This window comes from Leptotrichia sp. oral taxon 223, assembly GCF_013394795.1.
GTDB lineage: Bacteria > Fusobacteriota > Fusobacteriia > Fusobacteriales > Leptotrichiaceae > Leptotrichia.
In genome coordinates, this window is record NZ_JABXYU010000001.1 from 1,400,529 (window position 1) to 1,419,289 (window position 18,761).

Below are 18,761 nucleotides of genomic sequence, written 5' to 3' on the forward strand. Positions count from 1 at the left end.
TTTCCTGTTCCTTTATTTTTATAAATCAAATAATTCTCTTACTTTTTTTGCCATCCCATCATTTGCATTGCTGTCAATAACTTCCGTATCTGTCAATTTTTCAAGCAATAAATAAATCGAATTTCCCATTGCAAATCCAAGCCCAGTTTCTGCTATCAAGCCATAGTCATTCAATCCATCTCCAAATGAAACAGCCTCCTTCAGTGTCAATCCATCTCTTTCCAGTACTATTTTTGCCGCCTTTACTTTGCTGCAATCCACAGGAAAAATTTCCAGACTTCCTTCACTTGCAAATAAAATACTTATATTTTTCTCTCCGACTGCTTTTTTTATTTCATTTTCCAAGTTCAGCAATTCATCGTGCTTTTCTCCAATAAAAAATATTTTTGTAAAATCATTTCTCTTAAACTCTTCAAAAGTAATCTGTTTCGGATATCTAGTTCTGTCAGGCTTCTTATTATAAAAATATTCTCTCAGATCTTCAGTAACAAACCAGTTTGAGCCAGAATATCCAGTTATAATAATATTTTGTCCAAATGACTTGTAATCAATATCTAGAATTTTATCCAAATATTCCCTTTTCAGGTTGTTTGAAAAAATTTCATTCCCATTTTCATCTATAATTCTGGCACCATTTGATGTAATTAAAGGGATTTTTACGCCAAGCTCATTCATAGCCTCCTTTGCTCCTGAATAATTTCTTCCAGTTGCAATATAAAATTTTATGCCCTTTTGCAATAATAGCTCCACTGTTTCCCTAGTAAATTCACTTACTTTATGCTCTGCATTTAGAAGTGTGCCATCCAGATCAGTTACAACAGCTTTAAACATCTGATTTATCCCCTTCTTTTACTGTTTTGATAATTTTTATAAAAATAATTTTGAAAATTCATTCATAAATTCCTGTTCATTAAAAGGTTTTGATAAAAATGCCTTTGCTCCAGCTTCCTTTCCCATTTTCATATAGTTTGGGAACATAACCATTGTACTGCAAATCATAATTTTAGCGTCCTTGTCAAAATCAGTAATGACTTGTGTGGCTTTTAGCCCGTGCATTCTTGGCATATTTATGTCCATTGTAACAATTGTGGGTTTTACCTTTTTATACATTTCCACTGCCTCCAAGCCATCACTTGCCTCATATACCTTGTATCCTTGATCTTCCAGAATGTCCTTTATATCGTCCCTAATATATGGCGTATCGTCTACAACCAATGCAATTTTACTCATTATTTCCCTTCACTTTCTAATATTTATATTTTAAAGATTTAATTTTTTTAAATATACTCAAACCCTTTCAAAATTGAACTAATTTAAATTAAACAAAATTAGAGTTTAAGTAAAATAGTCATAGCTTTGAAGTTTAGTTTTAAAGTGGTTTTATAAATTAAATAGTTCTCGCACTTTCTTTGCCATCCCATCATTTGCATTACTTTCGATAATTTCAGTATCCGTCAGTTTTTCAAGCAACCTGTAAATCGAATTTTTCATTGCAAATCCAAGTCCTGTCTGAGTTATTAAGTCATAATCGTTAAATCCATCTCCAAATGAAACAGCATCTTTTAATGCAAGTCCATCTCTTAGCAGTAAAAAACCTGCAGCCACAGCCTTATCGCAGTCTTTTGAAAAAATTTCCAGACTTCTTTCATTTACAAATACGATATTAACTTCTCCATTCGTAACTTTTCGGACTTCCTTTTCTATTTCCAGTAATTTTTCGTGTTCACCCAGAAAAAATATTTTTGTAAAAGCAAGTTTTTCAAAGTCATTCCACTCAATTTGCTCCGGATACTGCTTTCTGTTTGGCTTTTGTGTATAAAAATAATCTCTGGCATCTTCTGTTACGTACCAATGATTACCTGAGAATCCATTTAAAATTATTTCTTTATCGAATGATTTGTAATTAATTGAAAAAATTTTATCCACATATTTCTGCTCAATATTGTTGACGTAAATTTCTACTCCATTTTCATCTACAATTCTGGCACCGTTTGACGTAATCAAAGGAATCTTCAATCCAATTTCGTCCATTATTTCCTTTGCTCCAACATAACCCCGTCCAGTCGCAATATAAAATTTTATCCCTTTTTCTAGCAGCAATTCAATTGTTTCCTTTGTGAATGGACTAACTTTATGCTCTTCATTTAAAAGCGTCCCGTCCAGATCACTTACAACAGCCTTATACATAAAATTTCCTCCTACAATGATTTTAGCACATTACCCCCAAAATTTGAATTAAAAATTTTTTAAACTTGCAAAAACTTGCCTAATAATGATACAATATCAAAAAGAGAAATAAAATTTATGAGGTGAAAGCAATGGGAACATTTGAAGATTATTTAAAATTTGAAGTGACTGAAGCACAAGAAGACAAAAAGCAGCTAAGAATTATAGAAAAAATTTCTTTATCAGAAGAAACTGAAAAGGCTATAAAAGGTATAGACAAGGATATTACAATTATCGCCGTAGCACAAGTTTATTGTCCAGATTGCCGTGCAACTGTCCCTTTCCTAAAAAAATTCAGCGACTTGAATAATAAAATAAAAATCGACTACCGTTCAAGAGAAACTGCCAAAGAATTTTTTCCAAATATAGATGAAAAAATAAAAATACCTACATTAATTTCGTATGTTGATGGAAAATATAATACTTTTTGGAATGAATTTCCAGCTGTAGTAAAAAATGAAATGGATAAAAATCCAGAAAATTTTGAAGACATTAAGTACAATTTCAGAATTGGAAAATTTAATGCACAAATTGAAAAGGAACTGGTTGACTATTTAACTTCTTTATAAAATAAAAAAATAAAAAGCAGGGAATAAGAATTTTTTACATTTTTTTCCTTGCTTTATTTTATAGACTTCCCCTTTTTCAAAGTCAAGCCGATAAAAGCTAAATAAATAAAAATTATTGTAACTTAACTTTAACTTCTTATTTTCAAAAAGAATGCAAGAATATTCAAAATCCAAAATTGTAAAGGGTAAAAAATATAGAAAAACCATTTGTGAATTGGTGCCTTGCTTCCTTTTTTTCCATTGTACAAAAATATGAATGGTAAAAATAAAAATGTTAAACCGTCGCTGTTATAGCAAAAACTATCAAACCATGCTCTTAAATTAGGGTATTTGGCAGGATTTAACGATGGCGTAAATAATGGAATGTATAACATATTCAAAATTAAAAATGTTATTACTTGCTTTTTTCTATTTCCATAAAATGCCCAAAAACTAATCATTGTAAACAAAGTCTGTATTCCACCTTCAAGCCCCATGATATAATTTCCAATCACAATTGGAACAAAAGAAAATGCCAATCCCAAAATAAAAAGAAAAATTCCTAAAATATTATAAATTACTTTTTTACTACTTCTCCCTTTTTGCAAGAAATAAATTATTGTAAATCCAATCGCAAGACTTAAAAAAATATTATCTACTATTTGATATCTTTCTCCTAGTATAATAAATGAAATTACATTTCCAAATTGCATCAAAATAGCGGCTATCCACAATCTTGCCATATATTTTTTACGATTTCTTGTATGATAAAAGCCTTCCACTGTAAAAAATGCAAATAATGGTGCCACAAATCTTGTGATTAAATGAATCCAAGATGGTAAAAATCCTGAAAATGCAAAAAATACTGAGTCTAAAAACATAAAAAATAAAGCAATATATTTCAACTGATTTGTATTTAATTTTTTCATAAAATCCTCCTAAAATATTATTTTTGTAAAAAATTATAACACTTTTATCAGATAAATTTATAATATTTTATATAAAATAATCTTTATTATTAAAAATAAATAAAATATTTTTAAAAAATTGAACTAATAAATATAAAATTTTTATATTTGAAAAAATAAGCACATTATTTTAATATATTTAGGTGTTGCATTTTGATTATAAAATCCATATTACAAATTCCAAAGCAAAAATTCCCAATCCTCATCCTTAGTTTCTTCATTATTTTTACAATTACAAATTTTCTCATAAAAAACCCTATACATCTTGCTCTTGTACTTAAAAACCTTCATTTTATTCAAATTTTTCTCCAAAAACGAGTTTTCATAACTCCCAATCATAAAAAAATCACAGCTATAACCTTTATTTTGAATAAATTTTACAGCTTTTCTAAACTTTTTTTTATTTTTTTCCATATCTACATTTTTATCCTTTAAAACAAAATTTGCATACAAAAAATTTGAAATTTTATTAATTTCAGGCATTTCTGGATATCCAAAAAATGCTATCACTTTTCTAAATTTATACAAAAATTTATAAATTTTTTTATAGTCCATCACAACATATTTTTTATTGGCCTTATTTTTCAAGTGAATTTCAAAATTTCCATAATTTAAAATTTCTTCATCGTTTACTGCCAAATCACCTTTTCTATTATTTTTCAAACTAAAAAATACAATGTTTTTATAAAATTCATAAATTGGCATACTTTTTCGCCTTTTTGTCAAGATTCTTTGTGCTATTTTATTTTCTTCAAGAATAGTCGTAATTACGGTTTTTACTCCACATTTTTTGGCTTCTGTTATTAACATTTTGTAAGCCTTGCCAAAATTGACTTTATTTCTATATTCTTTTTTTATTCTAAATGAATTTAAATACCCAATATTATTTTTAAAAATAGAACAAGCTCCAACACCTACAAGATTGTCATTTTCAGTATCAATTCCTACCACGATAATCGGTGTCTTTTCACTATCTTTTTGCAATGATTCAAATAAATTCGGCACTTTCTCATATTTTACCTGTATAAGCGATTCCATTTCCTCTTCATCCAGAATATTTCTTATTTCATCGCTGTAATCACTATTTTGAATAATTTTAAATTCTATTTTTTTCATCTTTCCCCAGTCTCCTAATCAAATCTGGTGCCATAATCTCTTTTCCCGTCGCAGGAAAAATTTTATCATAGCCATTCAGAATAATCTTTTTCCAATTTTCAATCAACTCTTCCTTATTCTCCCCAAATAGCGGAATTAATGGAAATTTAAAACATAAGTTCTGAACCATATCCCCACAAAACAAATATTTCTCATTATTTTTTTCATCAAAAACTGCAAGAGAAACCGAATCATCTGAATGTCCCTTTGTTTCAATAATTTCCATATTTCCAAAACCACATTCTGAAAGCAAAATCCTTTTCTGTTGTAAAAAATCAATAAAAATCACTTTTTCCATATCAGTTTTCTCCAATTTTGGAAAGATATTTTTACTAAAATTCTTTTTACTTTTCAATTTTTTAGAAACCTTTTCTGTAAATGGATAAAATCCATTTGGAATAACACTTCTTCCTGTTTCTAATACATTTTCAGAATTTTTATGTGCAATAACTCTAACATCTCCAATTGCATCAATAAGAATTTTCAAATTTCCCACATGATCAGCGTGAGAATGGCTTAGAACTATCACTTTTATCTTTTTTACCTCTCCAATTTTCTGAATTATTCTCTTCAAAATTTTTTTCTTTTTTACATGTACCCCCGTATCTAGCAATAAATATTCATCATTTTTATTTTTAAATAAATACAAATTATTTAACCCAATTTTTATTTTTTCTATCATTTTTAGAAAGCTCCTTGATATTTTAATGAAAAACCTGCCAGTCCAGTAAATAGAACTGACAGGCATAAGGTGGGAAGAACAATGGGAATTTACTTAATTATTTTTGACTGCTAAAAAATAAAAAAGCAGCGATTATAACTGCTAAAACAGTCAAATCCCAGTTCATCATTGAGACCACCTCCTAACTTTATAACATGGCATCAAGGTTTGTGAAGCCTTGACAAATGATTATAACATAAAAAAAAGCCCCATTCAATAATGAACAAGACTTTTTTTTTCACAATTTGCCATATTATAACCGTTAGGTTTTTATCCGTAAATATTATAACATTTCTAAAGATAAATTTCAATATTAAAAATTAATTTTTTTATTTTTTGTGGTATAATTTATTAAATAGATTATGTTTAAAGGAGCATTTTATGAAAACAACCATAGATTTTATAATATTCTCAATTTTTTATATTTTTATAAAAATCTTTAACTTTTTTCCACCGAAAATTCGTCTAAAAATATCTGAATTTATTGGAGTTCTGCTTTTTTATCTCATTCCAAAAGGGAGAAAATTGTCGTATCGTAACTTAAATTTGATTTTAAATGAGCAAAATGGGTTTAATTACTCAAAAAAAGAAATCAAGTCAATTGCGATAAAATCTTATAAAAATACAGCAAAGTCGTTTTTACTGCCCTTCTGGATTTATGAATATTTTGAGAATTTTCCGCCAAAAATATATAATTCTGAATTACTGGAAAAATTAAAGAGTGAAAATGAACGGATTATTCTTGTTACTTCACATTTTGGATTTTTTCACGCCAGCCTTTTTCCAACGGGAAATGATAGGATGTTTATCCCAATTAGAATTATTCCAAATAAATTTATTGAATCCTATATGGATAAAATTCGTTTTAGAAACAATATGACTTATTTTCCGGAGCAGAACTACAAGTCTTTTTTGAAAAATAAAAATTCAAAGGGCGTTTTTGTGCTTTTAAGTGATGTAAGAAAACCAGGTGGCGATAAAATCAAATTTTTTGGCTTACCTACCACTAATTCAGGCTTTCCTGCCTATTTTTCCAAGAAAGAGAATATTCCGATTGTTATTATTCACAATGAAGTTGATAAAAACAATATTTGCCACATTTTTATAGACAAAGTTATCCATCCTGAAAATTACAAAAATAGACACGAAATAATGAAATCTATTTTAGCTGAATACGAAAAAATTATCTTAAAACTGCCGGAACAATGGTTCTGGTTTCAGGACAGATGGCAGGATGGAATCTAACTTTTATTTTTCCTGTCCTTGATTTTCAATATATCTTTTATAAACTTACTGAATCTGTTAAATAAAATAAGATTTTTTTATTTTCACAAGGGGTCAATACCCCTTGCTTCAGAACATTTGTTTTATCAAATTCTAAATATAGTCGAACCCGTTTAAAACTAAACTGTTAAAAATTATATAAATTTAGTATTTGAGTAAAATAGTTATAACTTTTTATTTCGGTTTTAAAGCAGTTTTACTGTATCTTTGAAATTATCACAATACTTACGACTTATTTTACTGAAAATTATTTTGGAGCTTCATCCAAGTTTTGTGCATACGGCAAATCATATTTTCCCATAACTTCTTTTTTTAAATTAAAGTTTTGTGCAAAAAATATTGCAAACATTCCCAAATCATGGTTTCGTTTTAGCTGCATAAATCCCCTTTTAAATATTGAAGCCCATCCAAAAAAACTTTTTCTTGCATTGGCACATTTTTTGGAAAGTTCATCGGGAGTTTGATCGGTTGGAAGAAAGGAAATCCGTCCATAAGGATAATTTTCATCTAGCCACCATTTTTCACTAAGAAGCCGCTTTTCTTCTCTTAATTTTCTGTAAACGCCTGTTTTTGGGAATGGTACGAGATGGTTAAAGGCCGCAAAGTAAAATCCATGTTTTTTGGCAAATTTTACCGTTTCATCAAAAGTTTCCTTCGTATCATTTCCATAACCGAATACAAAAGTAGCATAAATTCCGATTCCATAACTATGAATTTTTTCCGTCAGTTCATTTATTTCCCCAACGCCACTTCTCCAGCCTTTCCCCATATCCTTTAAAATATTTGGATTCATCGACTCGTACCCAATCAAAATCATTTTACATCCGCTTTTTTTCATCCAGTAAAGCAATTCATCATTTTTCGCAATGGTAATAGCTCCTTGCGTTACCCATTTTATATTTAATGGAGCAATCGCTTTGCAAATCTCAATTGCATGTTTATGATCCGCCACAAAATTATCATCAATAAAAAAAACATACTTCTTCCCAGAATTTTTTATATCCTGCACAATTTCCTCAATAGGACGCCTAAAATACTTTTTCTTATAATAGGAATGAATCGCACAGAAATCACACCCAAAATTACACCCACGCCCTGTTTCAATCAGTGCAAGCGGTGAATATTTCCTATCTTTGTAAATACTCCTGTCAGGCATTGCAAAAGACGTAGTTACACCATAATACCGTTTTTCCAGCTTATTCTTGCTCAAATCGTTCAACATCTTTGTCCACACGCTTTCCGCATTTCCCAAAATAATCGAATCAAAATGTTCCAGACACTCGTCAGGCTCTACAGTTGGATGATACCCCCCTGCAAGTACCTTTATCCCTCTTTTCTGAAATTTTTTTGCTATTTCGTAAGCTCTTTTGGCAGTATAAGTTTCCACAGAAATCACAACCAAATCTGTATTTTCCTCATAATTTATAAACTCATTCCTGTCATCCATAAAATTCGTTTCAATATCCTCAGGAGTTAAAGATTTTAAAACTGCAATCATAAGTGGCTCCATATTTTTCCATGTTTTTATATATTTCTGCCCTTTTTTCTTCCCAATGGCAGGCAGTATAAATGTTATTTTCACTGTTTTTCTCCTTTTTTCTCAACGTCTATTTATCAAATTTAATCTTCCCATACTTCCTAAATTTCCGTGCATGCTGCCTAGAAAACACCTCCAAAATAAATTTCAGCCCCTTATTCCTAGAAGTTTTCACTCTTCTTAAAATTCGCTTGAAAGTGAAAGTATCAAGCCACAATTTATAAAATTCCTTTTGTAATGTGTCGTAACTCATATTTTTAGGCTTGAATACAACTGTTTCGGTGTCGTAGTAATACCAGTCCTCTGTAAGCAATCTGCCTTCTTCTTTTAACTGATTAAAAAAAGGTGTTCCTGGATACGGAGTAATTATGTTATATCTTGGTACATCTACCCCAATTTCCTCAATAATATCAGGAATTTGGCGAATTGACTCCACTGTGTCAGTTTCCATTCCTATCATAAGTGTGGAAAGGACTGATATTCCATAAGATTGAATCGTTTTTACGAGTTTTTTGTATTCTGCGACATTGTTAAATTTTTTATTTACTCCGTCAAGATTTTCCTGAACAAAACTTTCTAAGCCAATAACCAAGCCTATACAGCCAGATTCTTTCATTAATTGCAAAATTTTTTTATCATTACCAATATTTATTGTTGCAGAAGCAGTCCATTTTATTTTTAATTTTTTCAATTCTTCCATTAGCTGAATGGCGTAATTTCTGTTGCCTAAAAAGTTTGGATCAAGGAATATCCATTTTTTGGGCTTATTCGTTTTTATTTCATTTATCACGTAGTCTATGTTTTTTATCTGATTTTTTCCAGAATACATCTTTGTGATGGAGCAGTAGGAGCATTTATTGGGACAGCCGTTGTTTGCGACGATTGTGCCATAATTTTTGAAATATTTTTTATTTTTCAAAAGTTTTCGGTTTAATGGCTTCGGTTCATAATCATTTCCAACGAGGTTAAAATATTCTCTTTTTGGAGTTCCATTTGTAAAATCTTCAAGAAACATCGGAAATGAAATTTCAGCAGCTCCCGTAATTACTGTGTCAAAATATTGTAACGCCTCTTCTTTCAAAGCTGTCGCATAATGCCCGCCAATTAATGTATACGCTCCTTTACTTTTCCAAAACTTGGCAATTTCTTTTGCCCTTTTCGATCCTGAAATTACCGAAGAAATACAAATTAAGTCAAATTTTTCATTTTCATATTTTTTAGAAGTAGCATCCCATTTTTCCACACCTTCGTCGACAATAACAACATCAGCGTTATACTTTCTGTCAATTAGTGATTCCAGCGTTATTAACGTGATTTGCGGATAATATTTTCTTTTGTGAATCGAGTTGTATTTGTAAATGTTATCCTTTGCTAAAACAAGCATTATTCTCATAATTTTATTCCTTTTTTGTTATAAACTTCTTTTCGGTTGATGTAATTTACAGCAAGAAATACAAGGGCATGTTTAAAATTGGCAGCACCGTCAAGCAGCCTTTTCCAGATACTCGAATGTCTGTTATATTCCACCTTGCACTTCAAAATTCCCGCCTCAAATTCCTCAATCGTCATATTATATGGCTCAAAGCACGCTTTCCCATAACGAAAGTTCTCATCCAGCCACCATCTTTCATAAAGAAGTCTTCCTTCTTTTTTTAATCTTTCATAAAAAGGAGTTCCTGGTATCGGCAATGCCGGGTTAAAGCCTGCAAGGAAAAATTTATGCTTTTTAGAAAATTCCAGAATCTCATCAAAGCAGTTTTTATCATCATAATCATACCCAATTACATAGCTTGCGTGTACAAGTATCCTGTATTTTTTATAGATATCAATGATTTTTTCATAGTCAAACTTATAATTTGCAACCTTTTTCATCTTCTTAATATTTTTTATATTTATATTTTCAAATCCCAGAAGCATTTCAATGCACCCCGCTTCTGACATCAATTTTATCAATTTCTCATCTCTTGCAATATCAATGCTGCCTTGACAAGCCCATTTTATTTTCAGTTTCTTCAAATCTTCAAACAGCTGCAAAGCCTTTTTCTTATTGGCAAAAATATTATCATCCACAAAATAAACAATTTTCGCCCTTTTATTCGTTCTAAAGATTTCCTTTACCTCGTTTATCACATTTTCAATGCTCCTATGCTGAAAATCTCCTTTGTGAACCGCTCCAATTGTACAAAATTCACATTGATGCATACACCCTCGCCCAAACTGAACTGGCACAACAAAAGAATATTTTTTCCCCTTGTAAATACTTCTGTCGTAGACAACATCATTAATATCAGGTAACTTTGTGCACCCATATCTCTTTTTTGCTACTCCATTTTCCAAATCACGCAAAAATTCATTCCAGGTAATCTCACCACTTCCCACACAAACCGTATCAGCATGTTCCTGCACCTCATCAGGCATAAGCGAAGCGTGATACCCTCCAATCATCACATAAACCCCACGTTTCCTATAATTATCCGCCAGTTCATAAGCCCGTCTAGCCGTCATTGTAAACGTAGAAATTACAATTAAATCAACCTCAAGATCCATCGGAATATCCTCAATCCTGTCATCAAACAGCATAAGCTCATGTCTAGTCTTATCCGTAAGCCCCGAAAGCACCGCAAAAGCAAGCGGCTCTATCGCATCATTGGAACGTTTTCCCCCCATATTTGGACGTAAAAAAGCTATTTTCATTTTTCTTCTCCTTATCATAATTTAATTTATTATCTTAAACATTATAATTAAATTTAAAATCTTATTTATATAAAGTTTTTTAACTATTTTTTTTGTATCACAATTGGTATTATTGAATTAAAATGTCGTGATTTTTTGGAAATAAAAATTACTGTCTGAGCGAAGCGAGTTTAATTTTTGTTTTCAAAAAATGCTTAGACAAGCCGGGTTTGCAAAGGGGATGGCGACTGTTCCCCTTTGCTTTATATCATAAATATAAATGAAAAAACTATTATTAATCAAAATTTCTTAATAAAAAAATAATTTATATGATTATTTATTTAAAATTAACTAATTAATCCACATTTGGAATATCAGAATTATCTGTCATTTTTTCAAAAGTAAATTCCTCCAATTTATCGGCATAATGCCTGTATCCCAAATTTGTATTTAGAAGAATTGGTGCAATAATGCTAAATCTTGCAATTCTTTTTAAAATTGAGCTTACTTTATAAGTTTCCCTCCAAGCGTAAATTCCACCTTCCTGAAGTTCCTGTGCTGTCATTTTTTTGGGATGGAATACAGCGTGCTGAACGTCATACATTGTCCAGTTTTTTTCAAAAATTCTGCCTTGCTTTTGCAAATCATTGTAAAGTTTTGTTTTAGGAAATGGAGTTAATATAGAATATCTTGGCAAGTCAACTTTCATTTTTATTACTTCCTCCACAGTTCGCTTGAATATATCCTTGTCATCGCCATCTGCACCGAATGTAAAAGTTCCGTTTACAGCAATATCATAATGATGCAGCTTTTTCATAAGCAAATGGTAATCAGCCATAACATTTACACCTTTATTCATAGCCCGCAATGATTCCTTCGAAACAGCTTCAAATCCAATAAGCAAGCCTTTACAGCCACTTTTTGCCATTAGCCTTATCATTTCGTCATCGTGAACAAGGTTGGAAGTTGCCAGTCCAAACCACCATTTTTTTAATGGTGTTAATTCAATAAACAGTTTTTTCGCATAATTTTTGTCAGCAATCAAATTTAAGTCTATAAACAAAACTTCCTTTTTTTTAAAAGTCTCAATTTCCGCAATAATTTCATTAATCGGTCTTTTTAAAAATGTTGGATATAAAGCCTTTCCAACGCAGAAAGAACAGTCAAAAGAGCAGCCTTTGGTTGCCTCAATGCTGTTTATCGAAACATATCTTTCCTTTTTCAGAAGTTCCCTTTTTGGTAATTTTAAATTTTCAAGACTATTTTCCTTCTGGACATAAAATTTCTTTAACCTGTTATTTCTCGCATCTTCCATTATTTCCGTAAAAAGCCATTCAGAACGCCCAATTACAACAGAATCACAATGCTGTATCGCCTCTTCTGGACAAAGTGTGGGATGAGGCCCTCCCAAAATTACTTTTTTTCCTTTACTTTTAAAGTATCTTGCGTATTTATATACTCTTTCGGAGGTTCCTGTAATCGAAGTCATAACCACAATATCCGCATCCAGTTCAAGCGGTATTTTTTCAATTGTTTCATCATGAATTACAACTTCGATGTCTTCTGGAATATATGCCGCAAGTGTCGATAATGTGAGCGGTGCATAGTGAATCGCCTTCTTAAATGTTCCGTTAAACCTGTACATTGCCCCTGCTGGTGCCAGTAATGCCACTTTCATTCTCCAAATCCTCCTGCAAATTTATTTTCCCAGCCAAAATTTTTATCTAGCAGCCGATATTTTATATCGCCTATTTTCTGCTTTTTCGATTTTTCAGCCGTATAAGTCTTTAATCCATTCTTTTCTATTAAAAATACTCTTACTTTCCCCAACTGCCCCAATTTATACGCATATTCATAATGAAATGCCTTGCATAAACTGCTATTAATTTCATTTTCAATTTGTTTCCAATTAAATTTTCTGCCATCTTTTTTGATTTCTAAAAATAAAGTATAAAAAATTTCCCCTGTTTCATTTTTTACTGGTGCAAACAGCAAAAATTCTCCCTCTATATTATTTTTTTCCAATGTTGTTAAAACCTGTTTTTCCACAAACGAATTTTTTAATTTTTCCCCCACAATGTCAGAAAAATTGTTTATTCTTCCAACAAATTTTACAATTGGAATTTTATGATAAAATCCTGTAACTTCCACAATATCATTCGTATTATACCTGTAAAGCCCAGCATTTGTCGTAACAACAACGCAATAACGCTCTCCCATCTCCAATTCATCCAAAAGTTTTGGACTGCTGTTTTCCAGCTTATCATCAGAAACCTGAATAAATTCATAAAAAAATGAGTTATGGGCAGCAACGCTCCCATTTTTCACATTTTCCAGTGGAAAACTTGCGATACATTCTGTTGACATAAGTCCTTTTCCCTGAAATTTCAAATTTATGTTTTTTTTATTGGGATTCAATTTTTCCTTCAATTTTATAAAAATTTCATAGGAATCACTATCCGCCCAGCAGCTCACAAGCGAAAGCTTTTCCCAAATCATAGAGTAATCCACAAAGTTTTCCACAATTTTATTTCCTAATTTAGTTTCCAAATTCTTATTTTCAGCTACGATTTCATTCTCGTTATTTTTTTCCGTAATTTCCAAATTCTGAGTTTTATCATTTTTACTTAAAATATTTTTTTCATATTTCTCAAAATAATTTATCAAAAATTTACTTCTATTTTTTTCCCACAATTTCCTATATTTTTTCTTAATGATCTGAAAATACTTTTTATTTCCCAAATTTTTATCAACAAAAAACTCAGCACCTAAATCCTCGCTTTTTACAATTTGACAAATCACTTTATGATTTTTTTCAATAAAATCAAGCAAAATCATAAGAAACGATGGACTCCAGACAGAAATCATCGCAAGATTTTCTGACAAAAGCAGAAACACCGCTGTAATCAGCAAAAAATCCTCCATATTCTGGATATTTTTTATTTCTTTCGGAACTGTAAACAGTTTATTTAAAAAAAATGCAGAAACTTTATCAAAATATGAAGTATCATCTTCGATTCCCACACGGATTCCTCCACTAGTTACAGCTTCTCGCTTTAAAATTGGAGAAACAGACCAGTAGGAACTTCCAAGAAAAAGTCTTTTATTATTTTTATATAAATTGTAAATCCATGCAAAAACGCCATTCATATAGCTTTTCAAAAATTTCTCTGTGTATGGAATATATTTCACATCGGATGTACTCCCGCTCGTAAGTTCAAATAGCTTGATTTTATCACTCAAAAGAACATTGTTTTCCCCACTTTTCTCCTTTTCCACAAACTCCTTAATATCCTCATAATTCACAATCAGAATTTTATTCTGAAACTTTTCTATTAATTCTTTTTCATTTTCTGCATTTAAAATTTGGCTTCCTGTTTCAAAAATTTTTAAATATTCTGTATTTTTATTAGTTTTCAATATTTCCAAAAGTATTTTTACTTGCGTTTCCCGAATTTTACTTTTGCTTTTTATGTTGGAAACAAAATTTTTGTAGGATTTTTTACAAAAAAATATAAATAATTTATTCAAAATCACATATTTTAAATTTTTTACTTCATAAAATTTACTTTTTTTACCGAATTTTTTCATCTAAATTATCTCCAATTGGCAAATCCTGAAATTTCTTTATAACAGCTTTCTGCCCAAAGCTCAAAAACAAATACATAATGGAAAATGGTATATTTTTTGTCCTTTTTAACACATCAAAAGTTCTTCCCAAAATATTTTTTACAGAATGATATGCATATCTTACTGCAATACACCTGTCACGAAACTCATTTGCAGAAATATCATAAGGTTCAAAAAATAAATATGAATATTTTTGCGGCTCCAGCCACCACTTTTTGTACAAAAGCCTTCCTTCCTTTTCCATTTTAAAATAAAGTTCGGTATTTGGGAAAGGTACAAGATAGTTAAACTGGACAAATTCCAGATGGTTTTTCTGTGCAAATTTTACAGTATCTTCAAACGTAGTACCGATTTTTTCCTCAAACCCAAAAACGAATGTGGCATAAATTCCAATGTTATATTTATGTATAATCCGTGTTGATTCCTCAATATCTCCCAGCTTGTAGCTCCATTCCTTTTTCATATTGTCAAGAGCCTCTTTATTTATTGACTCATATCCGATTAAAATAAAAAGACATCCACTATCTCGCATAGTCGCAAGCAGTTTCTCATTTTTTGCCATCGTTATCGCCCCTTGCGAAATCCATTTTTTCTTTAACGGCTTTATTTTCTCACAAAGCTCCAACGCATATTTCGGATCTGCAACAAAGTTATCATCAGCAAAAAATATATATTTTGACTTTATATGCTTCAATTCCTCAATTACACTATCAACGGGTCTTTTAGCATACCGTTTCTTATTAACTGCCGAAATTGCACAAAATTCACAGTGATGAGGACACCCACGCCCAGTTTCCACAACTGAAATTAAATATTTTTTCTTAAAAATACTTCTGTCTGGTATTAAAAATTTGTTGCTAAGTCCCCCAATATACAGTTCCTTTTCCGTTCCATTCCTATAATCTTCAATAATTTTGCTCCAAATATCATCAGCATATCCTGTAACTACAGAATCTGCATACTTCATAGCCTCATCTGGTACAAGCGAAGCATGTGTTCCCCCAACAATAACCTTTTTTCCTTTTTCCCTAAATCTTTTAGCAATCTCATATCCGTGCCGTGCCGTATAAGTTTCCAAAGTAATTACAACAACATCTGCATCATTATCATAATCAATCGCCTCAATCCTCTCATCAATCAGCTCGCACTCAATGTCATAAGGAGTCAATGCCCGCAAATAAGCAAACGTAAGCGGCTCAAACGTCCTCAACTGAAAAATATATTTCTGTCCCTTTTTCTTCCCAAATCCAGGATAAACAAACAACATCTTCATAAAATTCACCTTTTTTATTTATTTAGCTTCCAATATTTTATCATAAAAATCATTGAAATTTATTTTTTTAAAAAATCAAATTTTACTTTTTCAATCAAACTATTTAATTTCAAAAATTAAAAAATTTCCTTCAAAACCCGTTTTCCCAAATTTGTTAAATTATCAAAAGAAATTTCGGCAAGGCACACCAGCTCATCGCCTTTCTGATAGTTGGGATTTTTTTCTAAAAAAAACTGTATATTTTTATTTTTAAACTGTTTTTCTGACAGTACAACGACATTTTCCCGCAAAAAGTCATTTGTTCCATCATTTTTTACAATTCCGCTTTCCTTGCAGTATCTGCTGCCGTATATTTTTTCAGCATAAATATCTTTTATTTTTTTCTCCATCTCATTTTCAATATAATCCGCTTTTGGGCAAAAATTTTTAAAATATGTCGGTAAATACATATACGTTTTTATCCCTTTAGAAATCAAGAACCAATAAGTTTTCACACCATTTCTCATATTTTTTTCACTTTCCAGAAGACAGTATTTTATCCATTCCTTCTGAAATTCAAGTCCCCACGAAAATCCCTTTTCAATAATAGTGTCCCCAGAAAAAAATCCGACTATTTTCTTGCTAACTGTTTTTTCCTCATCCTCTTTTTTATTCTCAATATTTAGCTCCATTTTTTTTATTGTAGAAAATCCCTTTAATTCATTATTTTCAAACAACAGAAAGACATCATTTTTATCATACAAATCTTTTAAAAATTTATCTTTTTTCATATTTTCATAATGTTTTTTCATAAGTAAAAACATATTTTCCACAATATTATTATTATTTTTTATATCTTTTACAGCAAAAACCTTACATTCCATCACTAAAAACTCCTTTTTTCTTTATAGTAAAATCAAATTAATTTTGATAAAAATTTAAACATTCTACACAATTAATATAAATTATACCCCATATTTTATAAATATTATTTAATCATTTAATTAAATCATTCTTTTAAGTTTATATTTTGGATTATTTTGTTTAATAATTGTTTTTTCTTAATTTTATTTATATTCAAAATTTATTTTAAATAGAGAGATTAGACGCCATTTCCCTGCACCCACGCTTCTCGAATTTCAATTTTAATTATCAGGATAAACCTTTACTGCAAGATAATAATTTGCGGCAATGAGAAATCCTGCAAAAATATAAAAAGAAAAAACATAATAAAAATAGTAAAAACTGCTATTAAACAAAATAACCTAATACTAAATTTCAAAAATAAAAATACCCTAACATAAATTTAGAGTATTTTTCTTATTTTCAATATAAATATTTGTATTTTCAAAATTTATAACAAATTAACGAGAGCCTATCTTCCAAGCTGTTGCTGTCTTTGCTGTATAATACGTTGCTGTTCAATGGCGCTAGGAGTTTTTACAAGGGTTGTTGTCACTTCTGACGGCTTTCCGTTTCTATATACAGTCAATTTTACAGTTTGTCCGACTTTTTTCGCTGCAATTTCTCCAACGAATGCACCGGCAGAATTTACTTCCTTTCCGTCAACGGCTGTTATAACGTCATTTTTGGCTATTCCTGCCACTGCGGCTGGGCCATTTGGCACAACATCGGCTATGAACACTCCGTTTGAAGATTTTAGGTTAAGTGCTTTTACTTTATTTTCGTCTAAATTGTTTAAATATACACCAATATATGGTTTTTCAAATTTACCGTTTGCAATAATTGAATCTTTTACAGTCATTGTCAAGTTTGCCGGGATTGCAAATCCGATTCCTACGCTTCCTCCACTTTGTGAATAAATCGCAGTATTTACCCCAATAACTTTACCTGTTATGTCAATTAGCGGACCTCCGCTGTTTCCCTGATTGATAGCGGCGTCAGTCTGGATAAAGTTTTCTATTTCTTCAATTCCTAATGAGCTACGTCCAGCGGCACTTACAATTCCCACTGTCATTGAGTCATTTAGTCCTAATGGATTTCCAAAGGCGATTGACCATTGTCCGATTTGGACTTGATCTGAGTTTGCAAATTCCAGTGGTTTGAAAGTTTCGTTTGAGTCAATTTTTAATACAGCGATGTCAACTTCAGGTGATGTTCCCACAAGTTTTGTGCGGTATTCACGTCCATTTGAGAATTTTACATAAATTTCATCTGCACCGTCAATAACGTGGTTATTTGTAACAATATATCCATCCTTTGAAACAACAAATCCAGATCCAAGTGAACCTGACTCACGCTTTTCCTGCCCGCCAGAACGTCCATATAACAGTTCCTCCAGCGGATTGTAAGTATTTACTGTAACAGTCTTTTTAGTCCTTATATTTACAATTGAATCCTTAACGCTGTTATGCACACTCACAAAGGCATCTTGCGTTTGTACCGCATTTTTAGTATATTTTTGCAAATCCTCCTGAGAAATGCTTTTTTGCTGCTCAACATTTGCAGTATTGTTTGCATTGCCTGAATTATTTTCAGTTTTATTGGAACAGCTTAAAAGCAGGAACAACATTGAAAATAAAGCAAATTTTTTATTTCCCTTTTTTAAATTTATTTTTTTCATATCTATTACCTCGATTCTTCCTATTTTTTGATTGTACTTATTTTAGAAAATAAAAATTTATTATCCTTATGAGTTTTATTTGAATTTCATTTAATTAATTATTTTTATTGCTGTCATTTTTTCAAAATTAAATATATTTAAGCATTTCATATCACACTTATCCATTCAAGAAGAGAACTGGTA

Annotated in this window: 16 protein-coding genes; 2 read left to right on the plus strand and 14 right to left on the minus strand. The window is 30.7% G+C overall.

Going from position 1 to position 18,761, the window contains the following annotated elements:
* Positions 1 to 18: 18 nt before the first annotated feature.
* The 3 genes from HW275_RS06895 to HW275_RS06905 all read right to left on the minus strand — a co-directional run bounded on the left by HW275_RS06895 (position 19) and on the right by HW275_RS06905 (position 2,187).
* The gene (locus tag HW275_RS06895) at positions 19 to 831 is read right to left on the minus strand and encodes an HAD family hydrolase (RefSeq protein ID WP_178935835.1); all 813 of its coding nucleotides are present in this window, start codon (positions 829 to 831) and stop codon (positions 19 to 21) included.
* A 36-nt stretch (positions 832 to 867) separates the two neighbouring features.
* Positions 868 to 1,230 (minus strand): response regulator, encoded by a 363-nt coding sequence (locus HW275_RS06900; RefSeq protein ID WP_178935836.1) that lies wholly within the window; start codon positions 1,228 to 1,230, stop codon positions 868 to 870.
* 150 nt (positions 1,231 to 1,380) lie between these two features.
* The gene (locus tag HW275_RS06905) at positions 1,381 to 2,187 is read right to left on the minus strand and encodes an HAD family hydrolase (protein WP_178935837.1); all 807 of its coding nucleotides are present in this window, start codon (positions 2,185 to 2,187) and stop codon (positions 1,381 to 1,383) included.
* Positions 2,188 to 2,318: 131 nt separating this feature from the next.
* On the opposite strand from HW275_RS06905, the gene HW275_RS06910 reads away from it, so the two are divergent.
* Complete coding sequence (locus HW275_RS06910; protein WP_178935838.1) at positions 2,319 to 2,795, plus strand: thioredoxin family protein; 477 nt, start codon at positions 2,319 to 2,321, stop codon at positions 2,793 to 2,795.
* Between the two features lie 128 nt (positions 2,796 to 2,923).
* On the opposite strand, the gene HW275_RS06915 is transcribed toward HW275_RS06910, so the two are convergent.
* The 3 genes from HW275_RS06915 to HW275_RS06925 all read right to left on the minus strand — a co-directional run bounded on the left by HW275_RS06915 (position 2,924) and on the right by HW275_RS06925 (position 5,579).
* Positions 2,924 to 3,703: a TraX family protein gene (locus tag HW275_RS06915; protein ID WP_178935839.1), complete on the minus strand. Its 780-nt coding sequence runs from the start codon at positions 3,701 to 3,703 to the stop codon at positions 2,924 to 2,926.
* A 210-nt stretch (positions 3,704 to 3,913) separates the two neighbouring features.
* Positions 3,914 to 4,858: a GNAT family N-acetyltransferase gene (locus tag HW275_RS06920; protein ID WP_178935840.1), complete on the minus strand. Its 945-nt coding sequence runs from the start codon at positions 4,856 to 4,858 to the stop codon at positions 3,914 to 3,916.
* Positions 4,839 to 5,579, minus strand: a complete 741-nt coding sequence (locus HW275_RS06925; RefSeq protein ID WP_178935841.1) for an MBL fold metallo-hydrolase — start codon at positions 5,577 to 5,579, stop codon at positions 4,839 to 4,841. Before HW275_RS06925 ends, HW275_RS06920 begins: the two co-directional genes overlap by 20 nt.
* A gap of 420 nt (positions 5,580 to 5,999) precedes the next feature.
* Here HW275_RS06925 and HW275_RS06930 point away from each other — a divergent pair, with 420 nt between their 5' ends.
* Positions 6,000 to 6,863: a lysophospholipid acyltransferase family protein gene (locus tag HW275_RS06930; protein ID WP_178935842.1), complete on the plus strand. Its 864-nt coding sequence runs from the start codon at positions 6,000 to 6,002 to the stop codon at positions 6,861 to 6,863.
* 286 nt (positions 6,864 to 7,149) lie between these two features.
* Here HW275_RS06930 and HW275_RS06935 read toward each other — a convergent pair whose 3' ends face one another.
* The 8 genes from HW275_RS06935 to HW275_RS06970 form a co-directional block, all read right to left on the minus strand.
* A complete protein-coding gene (locus HW275_RS06935) occupies positions 7,150 to 8,484 on the minus strand; it encodes a radical SAM protein (protein ID WP_178935843.1) in 1,335 nt (444 codons plus the stop codon).
* Between the two features lie 25 nt (positions 8,485 to 8,509).
* Positions 8,510 to 9,832 carry a radical SAM protein gene (locus HW275_RS06940; protein WP_178935844.1) on the minus strand — a complete coding sequence of 441 codons (1,323 nt, stop codon included), beginning with the start codon at positions 9,830 to 9,832 and terminating at the stop codon, positions 8,510 to 8,512.
* Positions 9,829 to 11,133, minus strand: a complete 1,305-nt coding sequence (locus tag HW275_RS06945; RefSeq protein ID WP_178935845.1) for a B12-binding domain-containing radical SAM protein — start codon at positions 11,131 to 11,133, stop codon at positions 9,829 to 9,831. The genes HW275_RS06940 and HW275_RS06945 overlap by 4 nt, the downstream gene beginning before the upstream one ends.
* 334 nt (positions 11,134 to 11,467) lie before the next feature.
* Entirely contained in the window at positions 11,468 to 12,790 is a 1,323-nt protein-coding gene (locus tag HW275_RS06950) for a B12-binding domain-containing radical SAM protein (protein WP_178935846.1), read from the minus strand.
* A complete protein-coding gene (locus tag HW275_RS06955; RefSeq protein ID WP_178935847.1) occupies positions 12,787 to 14,703 on the minus strand; it encodes a GH3 auxin-responsive promoter family protein in 1,917 nt (638 codons plus the stop codon). Before HW275_RS06955 ends, HW275_RS06950 begins: the two co-directional genes overlap by 4 nt.
* Complete coding sequence (locus tag HW275_RS06960; protein ID WP_178935848.1) at positions 14,687 to 16,015, minus strand: B12-binding domain-containing radical SAM protein; 1,329 nt, start codon at positions 16,013 to 16,015, stop codon at positions 14,687 to 14,689. The genes HW275_RS06955 and HW275_RS06960 overlap by 17 nt, the downstream gene beginning before the upstream one ends.
* Before the next feature lie 116 nt (positions 16,016 to 16,131).
* A complete protein-coding gene (locus tag HW275_RS06965) occupies positions 16,132 to 16,878 on the minus strand; it encodes a hypothetical protein (protein ID WP_178935849.1) in 747 nt (248 codons plus the stop codon).
* A gap of 491 nt (positions 16,879 to 17,369) precedes the next feature.
* Positions 17,370 to 18,578, minus strand: coding sequence for a S1C family serine protease (locus HW275_RS06970; RefSeq protein WP_178935850.1), 1,209 nt, complete (start codon positions 18,576 to 18,578; stop codon positions 17,370 to 17,372).
* Positions 18,579 to 18,761: the final 183 nt, after the last annotated feature.

Excerpts from the sequence above, each read along its gene's own strand:
- HW275_RS06960 (WP_178935848.1), bottom strand. The coding sequence starts at position 16,015 with ATGAAGATGTTGTTTGTTTATCCTGGATTTGGGAAGAAAAAGGGACAG.
- HW275_RS06930 (WP_178935842.1), top strand. The coding sequence starts at position 6,000 with ATGAAAACAACCATAGATTTTATAATATTCTCAATTTTTTATATTTTT.
- HW275_RS06955 (WP_178935847.1), bottom strand. The coding sequence starts at position 14,703 with ATGAAAAAATTCGGTAAAAAAAGTAAATTTTATGAAGTAAAAAATTTA.
- HW275_RS06970 (WP_178935850.1), bottom strand. The coding sequence starts at position 18,578 with ATGAAAAAAATAAATTTAAAAAAGGGAAATAAAAAATTTGCTTTATTT.
- HW275_RS06965 (WP_178935849.1), bottom strand. The coding sequence starts at position 16,878 with ATGGAATGTAAGGTTTTTGCTGTAAAAGATATAAAAAATAATAATAAT.
- HW275_RS06895 (WP_178935835.1), bottom strand. The coding sequence starts at position 831 with ATGTTTAAAGCTGTTGTAACTGATCTGGATGGCACACTTCTAAATGCA.
- HW275_RS06910 (WP_178935838.1), top strand. The coding sequence starts at position 2,319 with ATGGGAACATTTGAAGATTATTTAAAATTTGAAGTGACTGAAGCACAA.
- HW275_RS06905 (WP_178935837.1), bottom strand. The coding sequence starts at position 2,187 with ATGTATAAGGCTGTTGTAAGTGATCTGGACGGGACGCTTTTAAATGAA.
- HW275_RS06950 (WP_178935846.1), bottom strand. The coding sequence starts at position 12,790 with ATGAAAGTGGCATTACTGGCACCAGCAGGGGCAATGTACAGGTTTAAC.
- HW275_RS06945 (WP_178935845.1), bottom strand. The coding sequence starts at position 11,133 with ATGAAAATAGCTTTTTTACGTCCAAATATGGGGGGAAAACGTTCCAAT.
- HW275_RS06940 (WP_178935844.1), bottom strand. The coding sequence starts at position 9,832 with ATGAGAATAATGCTTGTTTTAGCAAAGGATAACATTTACAAATACAAC.
- HW275_RS06900 (WP_178935836.1), bottom strand. The coding sequence starts at position 1,230 with ATGAGTAAAATTGCATTGGTTGTAGACGATACGCCATATATTAGGGAC.
- HW275_RS06920 (WP_178935840.1), bottom strand. The coding sequence starts at position 4,858 with ATGAAAAAAATAGAATTTAAAATTATTCAAAATAGTGATTACAGCGAT.
- HW275_RS06925 (WP_178935841.1), bottom strand. The coding sequence starts at position 5,579 with ATGATAGAAAAAATAAAAATTGGGTTAAATAATTTGTATTTATTTAAA.
- HW275_RS06915 (WP_178935839.1), bottom strand. The coding sequence starts at position 3,703 with ATGAAAAAATTAAATACAAATCAGTTGAAATATATTGCTTTATTTTTT.